At 71.6% G+C, this 15,395-nt stretch carries 16 protein-coding genes; 7 read left to right on the forward strand and 9 right to left on the reverse strand.

Going from position 1 to position 15,395, the window contains the following annotated elements; genetic code table 11:
- Nucleotides 1–183: 183 nt before the first annotated feature.
- Both ACYVLT_RS11080 and ACYVLT_RS11085 read left to right on the forward strand, forming a co-directional pair.
- Nucleotides 184–567 (forward strand): hypothetical protein, encoded by a 384-nt coding sequence (locus ACYVLT_RS11080; RefSeq protein ID WP_461120027.1) that lies wholly within the window; start codon nucleotides 184–186, stop codon nucleotides 565–567.
- Nucleotides 568–940: 373 nt separating this feature from the next.
- Nucleotides 941–1,294 carry a VOC family protein gene (locus ACYVLT_RS11085; protein WP_461120168.1) on the forward strand — a complete coding sequence of 118 codons (354 nt, stop codon included), beginning with the start codon at nucleotides 941–943 and terminating at the stop codon, nucleotides 1,292–1,294.
- 134 nt (nucleotides 1,295–1,428) lie between these two features.
- On the opposite strand, the gene ACYVLT_RS11090 is transcribed toward ACYVLT_RS11085, so the two are convergent.
- Entirely contained in the window at nucleotides 1,429–2,148 is a 720-nt protein-coding gene (locus tag ACYVLT_RS11090; protein WP_461120028.1) for a maleylpyruvate isomerase family mycothiol-dependent enzyme, read from the reverse strand.
- 84 nt (nucleotides 2,149–2,232) lie between these two features.
- Between ACYVLT_RS11090 and ACYVLT_RS11095 the strand changes: the two genes are divergently transcribed.
- Nucleotides 2,233–3,441, forward strand: a complete 1,209-nt coding sequence (locus ACYVLT_RS11095) for a GNAT family N-acetyltransferase (RefSeq protein ID WP_461120029.1) — start codon at nucleotides 2,233–2,235, stop codon at nucleotides 3,439–3,441.
- Between the two features lie 62 nt (nucleotides 3,442–3,503).
- Nucleotides 3,504–4,244 (forward strand): hypothetical protein, encoded by a 741-nt coding sequence (locus ACYVLT_RS11100; protein ID WP_461120030.1) that lies wholly within the window; start codon nucleotides 3,504–3,506, stop codon nucleotides 4,242–4,244.
- Between the two features lie 56 nt (nucleotides 4,245–4,300).
- Here ACYVLT_RS11100 and ACYVLT_RS11105 read toward each other — a convergent pair whose 3' ends face one another.
- The 5 genes from ACYVLT_RS11105 to ACYVLT_RS11125 are packed head-to-tail and all read right to left on the reverse strand — an operon-like array spanning nucleotide 4,301 to nucleotide 10,937.
- Nucleotides 4,301–5,635 (reverse strand): hypothetical protein, encoded by a 1,335-nt coding sequence (locus ACYVLT_RS11105; protein ID WP_461120031.1) that lies wholly within the window; start codon nucleotides 5,633–5,635, stop codon nucleotides 4,301–4,303.
- The gene (locus ACYVLT_RS11110) at nucleotides 5,632–6,858 is read right to left on the reverse strand and encodes an OmpA family protein (RefSeq protein WP_461120032.1); all 1,227 of its coding nucleotides are present in this window, start codon (nucleotides 6,856–6,858) and stop codon (nucleotides 5,632–5,634) included. The genes ACYVLT_RS11105 and ACYVLT_RS11110 overlap by 4 nt, the downstream gene beginning before the upstream one ends.
- The gene (locus ACYVLT_RS11115; protein ID WP_461120033.1) at nucleotides 6,855–7,691 is read right to left on the reverse strand and encodes a hypothetical protein; all 837 of its coding nucleotides are present in this window, start codon (nucleotides 7,689–7,691) and stop codon (nucleotides 6,855–6,857) included. Before ACYVLT_RS11115 ends, ACYVLT_RS11110 begins: the two co-directional genes overlap by 4 nt.
- A gap of 34 nt (nucleotides 7,692–7,725) precedes the next feature.
- Nucleotides 7,726–9,933, reverse strand: a complete 2,208-nt coding sequence (locus ACYVLT_RS11120; protein WP_461120034.1) for a serine/threonine-protein kinase — start codon at nucleotides 9,931–9,933, stop codon at nucleotides 7,726–7,728.
- Nucleotides 9,930–10,937, reverse strand: a complete 1,008-nt coding sequence (locus tag ACYVLT_RS11125; protein WP_461120035.1) for an AfsR/SARP family transcriptional regulator — start codon at nucleotides 10,935–10,937, stop codon at nucleotides 9,930–9,932. The genes ACYVLT_RS11120 and ACYVLT_RS11125 overlap by 4 nt, the downstream gene beginning before the upstream one ends.
- A gap of 185 nt (nucleotides 10,938–11,122) precedes the next feature.
- Between ACYVLT_RS11125 and ACYVLT_RS11130 the strand changes: the two genes are divergently transcribed.
- Nucleotides 11,123–11,341 carry a DUF397 domain-containing protein gene (locus tag ACYVLT_RS11130; RefSeq protein ID WP_461120036.1) on the forward strand — a complete coding sequence of 73 codons (219 nt, stop codon included), beginning with the start codon at nucleotides 11,123–11,125 and terminating at the stop codon, nucleotides 11,339–11,341.
- Nucleotides 11,342–11,539: 198 nt separating this feature from the next.
- Here ACYVLT_RS11130 and ACYVLT_RS11135 read toward each other — a convergent pair whose 3' ends face one another.
- Nucleotides 11,540–12,421: a helix-turn-helix domain-containing protein gene (locus tag ACYVLT_RS11135; protein ID WP_461120037.1), complete on the reverse strand. Its 882-nt coding sequence runs from the start codon at nucleotides 12,419–12,421 to the stop codon at nucleotides 11,540–11,542.
- Between the two features lie 248 nt (nucleotides 12,422–12,669).
- Between ACYVLT_RS11135 and ACYVLT_RS11140 the strand changes: the two genes are divergently transcribed.
- Nucleotides 12,670–13,341 carry a hypothetical protein gene (locus tag ACYVLT_RS11140; protein ID WP_461120038.1) on the forward strand — a complete coding sequence of 224 codons (672 nt, stop codon included), beginning with the start codon at nucleotides 12,670–12,672 and terminating at the stop codon, nucleotides 13,339–13,341.
- An 18-nt stretch (nucleotides 13,342–13,359) separates the two neighbouring features.
- Here the strand turns inward: ACYVLT_RS11140 and ACYVLT_RS11145 are convergent, their stop codons facing one another.
- Nucleotides 13,360–14,163: an Fpg/Nei family DNA glycosylase gene (locus ACYVLT_RS11145; protein ID WP_461120039.1), complete on the reverse strand. Its 804-nt coding sequence runs from the start codon at nucleotides 14,161–14,163 to the stop codon at nucleotides 13,360–13,362.
- A complete protein-coding gene (locus ACYVLT_RS11150) occupies nucleotides 14,163–14,630 on the reverse strand; it encodes a ribose-5-phosphate isomerase (protein ID WP_461120040.1) in 468 nt (155 codons plus the stop codon). Before ACYVLT_RS11150 ends, ACYVLT_RS11145 begins: the two co-directional genes overlap by 1 nt.
- A gap of 27 nt (nucleotides 14,631–14,657) precedes the next feature.
- On the opposite strand from ACYVLT_RS11150, the gene ACYVLT_RS11155 reads away from it, so the two are divergent.
- The gene (locus tag ACYVLT_RS11155) at nucleotides 14,658–15,374 is read left to right on the forward strand and encodes a 2-phosphosulfolactate phosphatase (protein WP_461120041.1); all 717 of its coding nucleotides are present in this window, start codon (nucleotides 14,658–14,660) and stop codon (nucleotides 15,372–15,374) included.
- Nucleotides 15,375–15,395: the final 21 nt, after the last annotated feature.

Raw genomic sequence — 15,395 nt, forward strand, 5'->3', positions numbered from 1 at the left:
ATGCACATAGGGAGGACGTGGCCGTTTCGTGAGCGCGAGCAGGGCTGGCGCTGACTCTAGGTTAGCCAAGGGGCGCTCTGGGATATGAAAGACCACCCGATCGAGTGAAGAAAGAGTCATGCGGTAGCGCACGGTTAAGTCTCGTCGATGCCTTGGTATGAGGGTTACAACGGGAGGCGCGACATGTGGACTCAAGACACGTGGAGCTTTGTCGGACGGTTGATTCTCAGCATCGCGGTGGGTGGCGCGGGCATTGCCATGATGGGCATCGGTAGCGGTGTGCTTTCCAAGGCCGTCGCGTCTGCTCAGGAGAAGCTCGCTCAGGTCGGTGAGCTGTGTCAACAGCAGGTGACGCTCGTGAGGCAGGCGGCCGAGACCACACCCAGCGCGGCCACCACCCAGCAGCTTGAGGCGCAGGCAGCGTCGAAGGCAACGGCGATCACCAGCCTCCTCGCCGGGATCGCGAAGCTGCCGACTGGTGATCGCCTCATCGTTTGGGGCTTCATCGCAGTGATCGTCGCGGCGATGATCGGCGGTTGGCTCAAGGTCGATCTGGGTGGGATGTAGGTCAGGCGCTGTGTGGCCATGGGGCAGGTAATGGGACCGACATGCGGTCGATTTGGGCAGGTAGGGCGGTGACGGGTGGAGATATTTGTGTACCGGTGGGATTTGTGGCGGATTAGTTCACGCTGATGGGGTGGGGCGTATGGGTTCCAACGACCGCTGTCGAGTTCTACGCTCGGCGTGACCGCCTTGTTGTCCCCCCAGGCAAGTGCGGAGGTGGTCGAGTGGGTCGCCGGAGAACGGCGTGGGCTTAGGTCCAGGTGGTTTTCCGGCGGCCCACGCTCATTACGGGTATGCAAGGGCGGCCGAGGTGGCGGCTCACGTGAAGGCCGGCCCGGAGTGTGAACGGGTCCAGTGGCGGCTCATTATGGACACCATGCGACTGGATCAGATTGTGGTGGATTGTCTTGAACCCGCACGTCTCGTGCGGTTCTGGGCGGGGTTGCTCGGGGGGATGGTGGTGGAGCGGGAGCACGGGTGGGCGCACGTGGAGCCGCCTGGGTGGCCTCGGATTTCGTTTCAGCCGGTGGCGGAGGTGAAGGCGGTGAAGAATCGGCTGCACCTGGACATCGACGTGGCCGACATCGCGGCGGCGACGGCGCGGGCGACGGCGCTCGGGGCCACGACGCAGGGGGACGTGCAGACGGACGAGCAGGGCAGTTTCCAGGTGCTCCTCGACCCCGCGGGCAACGAGTTCTGCTTTGTCACGGCGCACCACGTCAAGACGTGAGCGCGCGCCACAGGGCCTCGCCGAAACGGATCGCCAGCACCACCATGAGGCAGCCGATGGCGAACGTCACCAGGCATCTCAGAACCAGGCGAAGCTTCGTCACGCGCACAGTGTGCCTCCCGAACGACCGCAGATCACCCGGTTGCGGCGGCTACGGCGGCACGAAGCGAGCGCACGGCCCCGACATCCCCCTCCACCGACACGTGCTCCTCCCCCACCCGCCCCCATAACCACAGGTCCACGGCGGACGGCGAGCCGCTCACCACGGCGGCCGGGTCGGCACCGGGGCAGTAGTCGACGACGCCCTCGTGCAGCGCCACGGTCCACTCGCGGCCGGGTACGCGCAGGGTCACGGGGTGGCCGGACGTGTGGGCACCGGGTGGTTGGTGGCAGCCCAGCCACAGGCGGAGCACCTCGTCGATGCCGTCGGCGGCCAGTCCGGGCTCCAGCGGGGCCGCCAGGCCGATCGCGGCCTGCGCGTCGACCCGGTGCACGGCCGTCTCGTGCGCCATCCGCCTGATCCAGAACCCCAGCGTGCGGTCCCACGGGCACCACGTGGCGGCGGGCGAGGCGGCACGGGCCGGGTCCAGCACGGCGATCAGCGACGCCGCCCCGACCCGGTACCAGTCGACCAGGTCGGCGTCACCGGGCGAGCACCGCCACGCCGCCGGACGTGCGCCGCGGGTGATCCAGCGGGTCACCATGCGGTGGATGGAACCGACGTGCACCAGCAGGTCCGCGACCGTCATCCCGGGACATCCCGGCACGTCGCGGTCGGGCGGCGCGAGGTCGGCCGCGACGGCCAGAGCGGCCGCTTCGACGCGCAGCGCGCCGGCCAACGAGTGGGCGTCCATCGGCGCAGCATCGCGGAACCGCCGCCCCCGGTGCGACCCCTGAATTCGATCGCGCCGAACCGACGACCGGCGTATGAACGGGTAATGGCGCTCACACTCCGCACGCTCACAGCGGCCGATCTACCCGAGTTCCAGCGCGTGGTCGACCTCGCGTTCCTCAACGACACGGCCGATGACCAGCTCGAACGTTGGCGTGACCTCTTCGAGCCCGAACGCCACCACGCGGTGTTCGACGGTGCCGAGATGGTCGGCGGCGGCGGGATCCAGAGCCGGGAGATCACGCTGCCCGGCGCCGGTCCGCTCCCCTTCGCGGCGGTCACGTCGGTGGGCGTCAAACCGGGCCATCGCCGCCGCGGCGTGCTGACGCGCGTGATGAGGGCGCAGCTGGACAGCATCCACGACGAGGGCCGGGAGGCGGTCGCCGCGCTGTGGGCGTCGGAGGCGGCGATCTACCCGCGGTTCGGCTACGGGCTCGCGGCGGAGTTCACCCGGCTGTCGGTGCCGCGCGGTGCGGCGTTCCGGTCCGGGGTGTCGACCGGTGACGCGCGGGTGCGCGAGGTGTCGCGGGACGAGGCGATGCCGGTCATGCGGGCCGTGTACGAGGCGATCCGGCCGACCCGCACGGGGTGGCTGAGCCGGAACGACGCCGCCTGGGACCACCACTTCGCCGACACCGAGCGCGACCGCAACGGGCTGAGCGCCTACCGCTACGTGCTGCACCCGGAGGGGTACGCGGTCTACCGGGTCAAGTACGACTGGCAGGACCGCGGCCCGCGCAACGAGCTGCACGTGCGGGAGATCGCCGCACGCAGCGACGAGGCCTACGCGGCGCTCTACCGGTACCTGCTGGACGTCGACATGGTCGGCGAGCTGCAGTTCTTCACCGCCTCCGACGACCCGATCACCCACCTGCTGGCGGACTCACGGCTGGCGTTGCGCGGTCGGGCGGACTCGCTGTGGGTGCGGCTCGTGGACGTCGACCGGGCGCTCGCGCAGCGCCGCTACGGCTCCGACGTGGACGTGGTGCTGGACGTGGTCGACGAGTTCTGCTCGTGGAACGCGGGCCGGTGGCGGCTCACCGTGAAGGACGGCACGGCGACCGTGCAGCGGGTGGACGACGACCCGGACGTGGTGCTGGACGTGCACGCGTTGGGCGCGGCCTACCTGGGCGGGACGAAGCTGACGACCCTGGCACGTGCCCAGCGCGTGCGTGAGGTCACAGGCGGTGCGCTGAACGCCTTGTCACACGCCTTCCAGGGCGACCGCGACCCCCACTGCCCGGAGATCTTCTGACCGTTCCGGGAACCTCCGCCCGGCCCGCGGCGTTTTCCGGACAACAAGCTCCGGGAGGGTCGATGACCACCACGATCGTGTTGCTCGTGCTGTTGGTCCTGGTCGGCGCGGTCTGGTACGCCGCACGCTCCGCCGCCGAGAAGCGCCGCCGGGAGTTGGAGGACGCGCAGGCCGAGGCACGCCGCTGGGTCGAGCGGCTGGGCGGTCAGGTGATGAACCTGACGGGCACGGACGTCGCCTCGCAGCAGGCGATGGCCGACGCGTCCGAGCGGTTCACCGCCGCCGGGTCGCAGATGGAGCAGGCGCGCACGACGGAGCAGTGCCGCCTGGTCTCGCAGACCGCGATGGAGGGCCTGTACTACGTGCGGGCCGCGCGCGTCGCGATGGACCTGGACCCCGGCCCCGAGCTGCCCGACCTCACCGGTCAGGGCCGCGCGGGCAAGGTGTCGGAGGAGCGTGACGTCACGGTGGAGGGTCACCGGTACGTCGCCTCGCCGCGGCCGGGTTCGCACACGCCGCACTACTACCCCGGTGGTGTGGTGGCGGGCCGTCCGGTGCCGCAGGGCTGGTACTCCGAGCCGTGGTGGAAGCCCGCGATGGTGGCCGGCGCGTGGGGCTTCGGCTCGATGCTGCTGTTCAGCGCGATGTTCTCGGGCATGGTCGGCGTGCCGGCGGCCGTGGCGGCCGAGGACTCCGGCGGCGACGGCGGTGACGACGGCGGTGACGGTGGCGATGGCGGCGACGCCGGTGGTGACTACGGCGGCGGCGACTTCGGTGGCGGCGGCGACTTCGGCGGGTTCTGACTCGCGGGACCGGACGTGTCGGCGGGCGCCGAGCCGTTTCGACGCCCGCCGACACCTCATCCGGTCGGTTCCTCGACGTCGTCGTCGGGATCGGTCACCCGGTCGAGCTCGAACTGCCCGCGCAGCGCGCCCGTGGCCTGCTTCAGCCTTCGCCGCAACTTGCCGGGCTCGTAGTGGTCGGCCACGGCGCGGCTGTGCACGAAGACGGTGAAGTCCAACCGCAGGTCGGCCACCCCCGTGTCGGTCGCGACGACCACCGACGGGTCATCGCTGGTCACCGCCTGTCCCGGCGGGTCGATCGGGCTCGCGGCACCGGTCCGCGACCGCTCCTCGCGCAGGTGGATGACGGCGTTCTCGACCGACTGCTTCGCGGCCGCCTCCGCGCCCGCCAGCCGGGCCTGGAGCTCCAGCCAGCTGCGGTGGTGCTTCGTGGTCAGCTCGCGGGCCGCCTCGACCAGCGGTTCGGCCGCGGCCCGCGCCCGCTTCAGCTGCTTCGCCGCGGCCTTGGCACTGTCGGCGTACGGGTTGTGCGCGAGGAACTTGACCACGACCACCCCGGCCGCGAGCAGGACCAGCATCCCGGCCGTGTACGGCTCGTACGGCGCGAGCAGGGCGTTGTCCACCGAGGCGAGCATCGCCCGGATCTGGGCCCAGCTGCCGAGCATGGCGAACACCGCGATGCCGAACACCACCGGCAGTGCCCAGACGGGCCAGGGCAGGTCGTCGGGTCGGCGCTCGGCGTGCTCGGCCCGGTCGCGGTGCCGGTTCCGCAGCCGGAGCAGGACGCCCCGGAGCCCGCGTTCACCCCGTTCGAGCCTGCGCTCCACCCGGCTGCGGTGCCGGAACACCGCCTGGGCGAGCATCGTGCCCACCACGAGCAGGCAGACCGTGAGCCCGACGGCCGGCACGTAGGACGTCCAGTAGAGGAACGAGCCCGGTCCCACGTTGAGCAGCTGTTGGAAGATCTTCGCCAGGTAGACCCCCTCGAACACGCCGCTGAGCAGCACCACGGGCCAGAACGCCCAGCGCGCCCACGCGAGCACCCGGCGGCGGTCCTCCGGACCGTCGTCGGCGTGGCGGTCGACGACCGCCTGGTGCGCGCCGCGCGCCTCGGCCGCCGATCCGATCGCGACGAACGTCCTGACCCGGTCGATGGCCGACTCGGCGGCGCGGTACGTCCCCATCACCGACTCGCACGCGGCCACCAGCACCTGGTGCCCGGCGACGAGCTGCGCGTTGCCCGCGCTGTAGGCGGCGACCAGGGCCGCGATCTCGGCCTCGCGGACCTGCTCGGCCGTGCGCGACCGGCCGGCCGGGGTGAGGCCGAGGTCGTCGCGCGGGCACGGGACCGCCGGCCGCCAGCTGGACGTGGTGCTTCCGTTGACGGTCATGCCAGCGTCACCACTATCTCCACCCTCCGGTTGCACTGGAGCGCCACCGGGTCCTCGACGCCGCCCGGGAACTCGTCGGGGCACTTGAGCTGCGACTCGCCGAACGACTTCGGGACCACGTCCGACAAGCCCTCGCGGGACAGCAGTTCCGCCACGGCGTCCGCCCGCCGCTGCCCGAGCGCGTTGCTGTTCTGCTCGTCGGCCCGCGAGTCGGTGTGACCGCGCACCTCGATCCCGAGGTACTCGCGGGTGCGGATGTCGACGGCGATGCGCGCGAGGGCGGACCGCGCGTCCGGCCGCAGCTCCGCCGAGCTGGTGTCGAACAGGACCGCCGCGGGGACCTCGTAGGTGACGGCCCGGCGCGAGTACGTGACCTGCGGGTCCGGCACGTCCGACGCGGCGGGCGTCGTCGCCGTGCCCTCGCCGCCCGCGACCCCGCCGGAGGTGATCTCGCACTGCTGGTCGGTCGCGCCGTTGGCCCGGCACAGCGTGCGCCACAGCTGCTCCAGCCACCGCAGCTGCGCCGGTGACGGCGCGGGCTGGTCCACCGACGGCCGCCCGATGCCGCGCATGACCACCCGGACGTCCTTGAAGTCGTCGGGGCGCACCTCCGCGCGTTCCCCGCAGACCTGCGCGATGTTGCCGATCTCCTCGTCGGTGTCGAAGCCCGCGTGGGTCAGGTCGGCGCACCCGGAGGTGGGCAGGCCGTCCGAGGCGACGACGACCGTCTTGCCCGCCCGGCCGTCGCGGACCCGGTCGGCGGCGGCGCGGAGCGCGCCGAGCACGTCGGTGCCCGCCTTCGCGGGCGTCGCGCGCGCCGCCTCGACCACCGCGTCCTGCAGGCAGGTGACGGCGGCCTTCCGCCGGTCCTTCTCGTTCTCCGGGTTGGCCATCGAGTAGTCGGCGGTGTGGTTCGACGCCGTCCACGCGGGTTCCGCGCCCGGACCGCTGAAGCTGCCGATGGACACGACGTCCTTGCGCCCCACGGCCTGCTCGACGTGTTCGCGCAACACGCCGGAGAAGTCGGGCGCGCCCGCCTGCTGCCCCGCGGCACGGGTCGAGTTGGTCGCGTCCACCAGGATCACCGTGCGCCCGCTGTCGGTCCGCGGGCTGTCGGTCGACCGCATCCACTCGCAGCGGTCGAGGCGGGGCGGCTCGGGCACGCACGCGGTGCCGGCGGCCGACAGGACCAGGGCGGTCAGCGCCGCCACGAGCCGGTTCACTCGGCACCACCGTCGTTCCCCCGCACCCAGGCGAACGGGGTCAGGCCCATCCGGCGGCAGAACGCCTGCAACGCCTTGTCGTAGGCGTTCGCGAACTCGTAGAGCCCGACGTGCTCGTGGTCGGTGCGGGCGTTGCGCAGCACGGCGGCGAGGTCGCGGGCCAGTTCACCGCGGTGCGCGCCGAGCCCGTGCATGACCGAGGCGAAATCCTTGTCGGCCAGGCTCGCCGCGAACGGCACGAGCAGCTGTCGCTCGTCGGGGCCGAGGACGTCGATCTGCTCCAGCACCTTGACGACCTCCAGCCAGCGCTGCGTGCGCTCCTCCACGAGGCTCGCGTGGAGCATCGCCAGCTCGTGGTCGGAGGTGAGCGTCAACCTGCGCTTCTCCACCGGCAGCAGGTGCTCGCGCAGCTCCGGGTCGAGCACCACCCTGACCGAGGACGTGTAGCCGAGCCGGCCCTCGTCCTCGTCGTCGAAGCACAGCTCCTCGGCGAGGACCCGGTTGATCGCCGCCTCGGCCTCGGCCACGTCGACGGCGTGGAACTCCCGCGCGGTCGTCCACGCCCGGTTGAGCAACGTGGTGCGGGCGACGCCGTGGTAGCGGTCCGCGCACTTCACCAGCTGGTCGTAGTCCATCACCTTGCTGGACCAGCGGAACGCCGGTATGAGGTGCAGCGAGTACACCCCGGCCTTGGCGGACACCACGATCGGCTCCTCGTCGGCCGGCGGCGCGTACTCCACGATGCGCCGCGTGGTCGTGCCGATCGAGCCCTTGTCGGGCACGCCGAAGATCCGGTCGAACATGCGCCTGAAGATGCCGCGTTTCCTGCTCATGACTCGATTCCTCTCGAATACGGGGACTGACGCGTCAAGGTCGTCCGCGTCCTACGGCCTTGCGCAGTCGTTGGAGCACGGTCGAGTCGGACGTCCGGCTCGACCAGAGGTCCAGGTGGAAGGCGGCGCGGACGTCGAGCGGCCGGGCGAAGACGCGCAACGCCAGCGGCTCGACCACGGCGAGCGCCTCGTCGCTCTCGGCGGCGACGAGCCAGCGGCGCAGCGACTCCCAGGCCCGGTGGGAGGTCTCCGTGCCGACCAGCGCGCCGCGCCACAGCTCGACCAGCGAGTCCTGCCACTGCTCGCGTTCGGCGACCACCCCGGGCAGCGCGGGCACCTGGGCGTTCGCCGACGACAGGGAGAACCGCGCCAGCAGCAGCAACGCGCGGACCGCGTGGCGGCGCACGTACTCGACGTCGGACGCGATCCACTCGCCCAGGGCGTCGAGGACCTGCTCGGCGGCGTCGGCGGCGAACAGCCTGGCCAGTGCGACGCCGATCGCGTTGGTCTCCGCCAACTCCGCCTTGCGGGCGAGCTTGCGCAGCGCGCGCACCGCGTCGTTCGGGATGGTGGCGCCGATGCGCGTGCCGTACGCGCGGACGGCGCTGTCCTGGAGCCTGGGCGACGGGCTGGCGGCCCACGCTTCGACCCGGTCACGGGTGCGGCCGAGCAGCCGCTCGTCGAAGGAGGCGATCTCGAACGCGAGCGCCGCCGACTCGCGGTACCGGGCGCTCGACCGCGCCCAGACACCGATCAGCTTGCGGTAGATCTCGTCGAAGTCGAACGTCGCCAGCAGGCCCGCGACCTGCGCCGCCCGCACCTGGATCGCCACCCGGTCGTGGCCCGCGAGCGCGTCCAGCCACATGATGATCGGGTCGCGGGTGCTGGCGAAGTCGTGCCACGCGACGTCCAGGACTATCCCGCTCAGCGCGGGCGAGACGAACTTCGCCCGCCGGGGCCCGTCGTCCGCGCGCAGCAGCGTGCTGTCGCGCATGTCGTCGCTGATGAGCTGTTTCAGGTTGCTGTCGAACACCGCCTGGTTCAGCGCGCCCGGCCGGGACTCGAACCGCGGCAGGATCTGCTGGCACAGCAGGCCGCTGGTCTCGAAGACGTCGGTGAGCGCCCGGCCGTGGAACACCGCGAAGCTGATCAGGACCGCCTGCCGCTGGGACGCCCGGTGCGGCTCGTCGGGCTGGAGCTCCGGTTCCCGCAGGGTCTTCTCGACCTCGTCGCGCAGCCGGTTCGGCAGCCGCCCGAGCAGCGCCTCGGGCTCCTCACCGGCGTGCATCCCGGTGGCCAGCACCTCGGCGAACCCCGCCATCACGCGCGGCGGCGTCTTGAACTCCAGCTGCTGCACGAAGTTCCCGTCCGCGAGGCACTTGTCCAGGTAGGACGACATCCGCTCGGTGGTGCAGGTGGTGCACCGCGGCAGGTGCTGCTCGACCGCCGACCACACGTGGTTGCGCAGCACGTCGAGCGGCGGCGGGCACGGGTGCGGGAACGTGTACGGGCCGGGCCGGTGCTCCCCCGGCGCCGCGGCGTTGCCCACGATCACCAGGTAGGCGCCGCGACCGGCGAGGTGCTGGCTCAGCGCCTCCAGGATCTGCGGGTCCGCCCGCCGGTCCCGCAGGTCGAGCAGGTAGCCGTTGCCGTCGGCGAACAGCTTCGACGCGTCCTCGTAGATCTGTTCGAGGGACACGTCCACCGCGATCAGCAGGCGCACCGCGCTCGGCCCGACGCAGTCGGCGAGCAGGATCTTGGCGGTCGTCCGGCGGCCCTGGTCGGGCTGGTCCACCAGCGCCAGCACGTGCGCGCCGAGCAGCGTCGACCTCATGGCGGCGTAGTCGGCCACCGGGTGGTAGCAGCGTTGTTCGGCCAGCACGCGTTCTTCGCCGAGCTGCCCGTTCAGGACCCGGCCGCGGCTGCCGTCGGGTCCGTTGATCCACTGCTCGACGTACAGCGACAGGCCGTTGCCGAACGCGTTGAGGCCGTTGAAGTCCGCGTTGGCGTTGAAGATCTGGTGCGCGTCCTGCCGGGCGGCCTGGCTGTCGGCGTACCCGTCCAGCTTCTCCTGCTCGACGGCGTCCTCGGCCGAGCCGGCCGCCGCGGCCTTGGGCCGGTCCTGGTCCGGCGGTGCCGGCACGGGGTCGCGCGGTGCGGGTTGCGGGGTCTGCTCCGGTGGTGCCGGTGGTGCGACGTCTCCGGGCGGGGCCTCGGCGGGCGCCCCTTCCTCGTGGGTCATGACCGCTCCGATGTGCCTGTGCCGTCAGCGTTCTGGTGGTGGTGCCGGTGCGTGCCGCCGAACGTCGTGACCCCGTGGTTGGTGAGGGTCATCGGTTCGTTGAAGATCTGTTCGGCGTTCTGGGTGACCGTCCGGGCGTGGAGCGAGCGCTTGGGTCGCGGCCGGGACGCGTCGTCGCCGGCCGTGTCCTCCTCCCGGGGCGGGGAAGGTTCGGCCTGGGGCTTGCCGCCCAGGTAGACGTGGACGTCCGGGCCGAGGTCCCGATCGCCGCGGGCCATGCGCAGGTACAAGTTCTTGAGCTGCACGGGCACCCTGGCGTCCGTTTCGGCCAACGCCTGGTCGTGCGCCTGGTAGACCGCGACCGCCTCGGCGGTCAAACCGTTGCGGTACAAGGCGTACATGTGCAGCGCCGCGACCTGTGAGTCGTCCGGCCGTTCGCGGCCCAGCCGGGCCAGGTCGAGCAGCGACTCCTCGTGGCGACCGACCCGCAGCTCGGCCTGGTGGAGCATGACCCGCGCCTTTCGGTACTCCTGCCACAACGCCTCGCGGGCGTTGTCGACGAGCCTGCCGTCCAGTCCCGCCAGCGGCTCACCCCGGTACAGCAGCAGCGCCTGCTCGAAGATCGGCCGCCGTTCGGCGTCGGGCAGGCCCATGGCCCGGCGGACCGACGCGCGGAACCGGTAGACGTCCACCGACAGGGGCGGGACGTCCAAGGTGCACAACCGGTTCTTGTTGATCAGCACCCGTTCCAGGCCCAGTTCGCCGAAACGCCTGCGCAGGTGCGCCATGACCTCCTGCAGGAGCTTGTCGGCGGTATCGGGCAGGTCGTCCCAGCCCCATTCCAGCAGCCGGTCGCGGTACATCGGTTTGCCCGGTTCCAGCAGCAGCGGGGTCAGCACCCGCTTCTCCCGGTTCGTGCCCAGGTCCACCGACGTGCCGTCCACCCGGGCCTCCGGTGGACCCAGCAGGTGGAAGGTGGGACCGGCGGTGATCTCTTTCGTCATCTCGTCACTTTCCGCTTGTGTGTACGTGTGGTCGTCCGTCCTCCGCCGGCGGTCGACCGCGCTGCGCACCCAGTTCCACCCAGTGCTCCACCCAGCACCACACAAGGGCATTTGCCCAGGTCAGGGGGCGAGTTTGACCTCATCAGGGCAGCACGGAGCCGCCCTCACGAGGAACAGGGGCCACGATGTCCGAGATCAACGACTTGCAGACGGTCCGTGACGGACTGGTATTTCACAAGAGCAGCCACAGCCAGACCGGGAACTGCGTGATGTACGCGGCCGAGCGTGACGGGGCGGCGGTGTGCGACTCGAAGGCCGAGGACGGCCCGGTGCTGCGGTTCAAGGCCGGCGGGTGGACCGCGTTCACGCGGGACCTGGCGGCCGGTGCGTTCGACCCGAGCTAGTCGGTGGGTGGCGAGGGCATCCCGCTGACGGGGTGCCCTCGCCGCGGTCGGGCCCGCCGCGGCGGCAGGGTCTGCGCGGACCGCGGCGCGGGCGTGAATCGGTCAGGGCTGGTCGTTCGGGTGGAGCGGATCGTTCTGCCGAGGGGTGGTCGGGTGGAGCGGGTGGTTCGGGTGGAGCAGGTGGAACGGGCCGGTGGATCAGCCGGCGGTGGCGCGGATGTCCGCGGCCACCTCGGCGAGCAACGCGCGGGCGTCGTCGCCGAACACGGCCATCTTCCGCATCATCGACCAGCGGTTCTCGTACATCTCGACGTCGTGCTCACCGGTGATGGTCAACGTCGCGTGGACCGTCTCCAGCGAGACGTAGCTCCGCCTGCCGTCGTCCAGGTCGCCGTTGATGACGAAGTTGTCCGCGATGGGCGCCGTCGCCTCGCGGTCGAACGGGATCAGGCCGAGGTCGACGTTGTCCAACGTGCCGACCGCGGCCAGTCGGTCCAGCTGCGCGAGCAGCATCTTGGCCGGACCGGGTCGCCACCTCAGCGCCGCCTCCCCGATCAGGAAGTCGAACCGGCGGTCCGGCTCGTAGAGCGCGAGCTGGCGGTGCAGCCGTCCCGCCACGGCGGCGGGCAGGTCCTCGTCGGAGTAGGTGATCCCCGACACGACGAACACCCGGCGGGCGTAGTCGGGGATCTGCAACAACCCCGGCACCACCGAGGCCTGGAACGTGCGCACCCAGCGGGTGGCCACCTCCTCGTCCTGCACGACGTCCTGCAGGTGCCCCCGGCGCTGCAAGGCCGCCCGGTACGGGTGCACCTCGGTGAACGCCGCCTCGGTCAACGAGGTCAGTCGTTCCCGCATCTCAACCGACACTTCGAGTGCCCTTCCCCAAGCCACGACTTCCGGGAGTGTCGGGATCACGCTTCCCGCCTCGATCCTCGACACCTTGGACTGGCTGATACCGATCTCCTGTGCCAGCTGACGCCCCGACCATCCCGCCAGATCGCGCAGCCGCCGCAACTCAGCCGCGAGCAGCGCGCGCCCCGACGGCGGCGGCTCGGTCTCATCTGCGGCGTTGACCATCGTTGCCACAACTCCCCGGCCGCAGAAGACCCCGACTCCCTGCGACCCATGTTGATTCTTGCTGATTCGGACTCAACCACCTACTGGCGGCCACTGTCAAGCCGGGGGTAGACCGTGTCGACCAGTGAAACACTCTCGTGTTCACCCTAATGATCTACGGCCTTGACTCATAGCCACCATCTGATTCATTCTGATTCAAGACGATTCGGCAGACGCCGACTCGACGCTGGAAGCCGCAGGAGACTGACATGACCTCCGCACTGGCGCACCCCACCACTGGCCCGGCCCACCACCGGGCGATCGTGGCCGTGGACATCGAAGGGTCCTCGAAGCGCACCAACCCGGCCAAGGCCCGGGTGCGCGCGACCATGTACGACCTCGTGGAACAGGCGCTGGACGACGCCGGGATCACCGACGACCGCCGTGACCCGCTGATCGACTGCGGGGACGGCGTGCTCGCGCTCATCCACCCGGTGGCAGAGGCGCCCAAGGCGCTGCTGCTCAACCGGGTCATCCCCACGATGCGGGCCCTGCTGGACGATCATGGACTCATGGTGCCCGACGAGCCGTTGCGGCTCCGCGCCGTGGTGCACGCGGGCGAGGTGCACCACGACCGGCGCGGCTGTTTCGGCGAGGCGCTCGACATCACGTTCCGGCTGCTCAACGCGCCGCAGTTCAAGGCGAGGCTGAACGACTCGACCGCGCCGCTGGTGGTGGTGGTCTCGGACGACATCTACCGGGCGGTCGTGCGGCACGGGTACGAGGGCATCGACCCGAGCGGCTTCACGCCGAACGTGCGCGTCCGGGTCGCGGGCGAGGAGCACCACGGCTGGGTGCACGTGCCGGCGGCGCGGGCGTGCCGCACCGACCTGCCCCGTCAGCACAGACGAGGCCTGGTCGCGCTGCGGGGCGCGGAGTGAGCCGACGCGCCGAGGCGGTCACGCGGGCTGGCAGGTCGGGCACCAGTAGAGGTTGCGGCCGGCCAGTTCGGCGGCGGCCACGGGTGTGCCGCAGACCAGGCACGGTTGACCGGTGCGGCGGTAGACGTAGACCTCGCCGCCGTGCCGGTCCTGGCGCGGTGCGCGGCCGGTGACCTCCGGCAGGTGTTCGGGCCGCACGGTGTCGATGCGGCCGACCTTCACGCCGGCGCGCATGAGCGCGGCCAGGTCGAGCCACAGGTCGTCCCACAACGCCCGGTCGACCCGGTTGCCGGGCACGAGCGGGTGGACGCCGTGCCGGAACAGCACCTCGGCGCGGTAGACGTTGCCGACGCCCGCGAGCACGGTCTGGTCCATCAGCAGCACCGCGATCGACTGGCGTGAACGGGCGATGCGCGCGTAGGCCAGGTCGGGTTTCGCGTCACGGCGCAGCGGGTCCGGGCCCAGGCGGGCGCGCAGCGCGGTCACCTCGACGTCGGTGAGGACCTCGCACCGGGTCGGGCCGCGCAGGTCCGTCCAGTGGGTGGCGCCGACCAGCCGCATCCGCACCGCGCCGACCGGTTCGGTGACCGGGTGCGACGACTCGGTGAACGTGCCGTAGAGGCCCAGGTGGACGTGCACGGTCGCGTCCGGGCCGTAGACGTGGAACAGGTGCTTGCCGTGCGCCTCGGCGCGCTCGAACAGCCGGCCGTCCACGAGGGACGTCGAGAACCTGCCCTGCGGGCTCGACACCCGGACCGTCGAACCCGCGTACCGGCGCTGGTGCAGCTTCGCCAGCCGGTGCAGCGTGTGGCCTTCGGGCATTACGGCAGGGCCGGCGCCTCGCCGGTGCGCTCGTACTCGCGGAGGATGTCGATGCGGCGGGCGTGCCGTTCCTGCCCGGAGAACGGGGTGGCCAGGAACGCCTCGACGATCGCGACCGCCTCCTCGGTGGTGTGCATCCGGCCGCCGACGCCGATGAGCTGGGCGTCGTTGTGCTCACGGGCGAGCTTCGCCGTCTGGACGCTGTAGGCCAGCGCGGCCCGGGCGCCGGGCACCTTGTTGGCCGCGATCTGCTCGCCGTTGCCGGAGCCGCCGATGACGATGCCCAGGCTGCCCTCGTCCGCGACCACGCGGCGGGCCGCCTCGATGCAGAACGGGGGGTAGTCGTCCTCCGCGTCGTACACCGCCGGGCCGACGTCCACCACGTCGTGGCCCGCGTCGGTCAGGTGCTTGACGAGGTGGGTCTTCAGCTCGAAGCCCGCGTGGTCCGATCCCAGGTAAACGCGCACGTCAGCAAGTCTGCCATCCTGGGCCGCGTGTTCGGACAAGAGGGTTGCCGGCTACGGCTCGAATGGGGTCCGGAGGGTGTCGCGGCGCTCGGGGAGCAGTGCGCGGTGCTGGTGATCGTCGACGTGCTGTCGTTCTCCACGGCGGTCGACGTCGTGGTGGGACGCGGTGGCGCCGTGCGGCCGGTGCACTGGCGTGACCGGGCTTCGGCGGCACGGCCGGCGGACCCGTCGTGGACGTTGCGGCCCTCGTCGCTGGTGTCGGTGCCGTCCGGCGCGGAGCTGGAGCTGGCCTCGGCGAACGGCGCGACGCTGTGCACCTCGGCCGCGTCGACGGGCGCGGTCGTGCTGGCCGGGTGCCCGCGCAACGCGCGGGCGGTCGCGGCGGCGGCCAGGGAGTTGGCCGAGGGCGGGCCGATCGGCGTGGTGCCGGCCGGCGAGCGGTGGGGCGTCACCCTGGCCGGGCAGGCCGAGGTCGGTCCCCTGCGACCGGCGGTCGAGGACCTGCTCGGCGCCGGGGCCGTGATGGCGTCGTTGCTGGGTTACGGCTCGGCGTCGGTCGAGGCGGCCATGGCGGCGGAGGCGTTCGCGTGGGCGTCGGTGCCGGACGTGCTGGCCGGCTGCGTGTCGGGCCGTGAGCTGATCGCCGCGGGCCACGCGGGCGACGTGGCCCTGGCGGCGGAGGTGAACGTGAGCTCCGCCGTCCCCCACTTGGTCGACGGTGTGCTGCGCGCCTGGACGCGATGATGAACCTCCCGACGCCGCATC

The organism is Saccharothrix stipae (genome assembly GCF_054781895.1).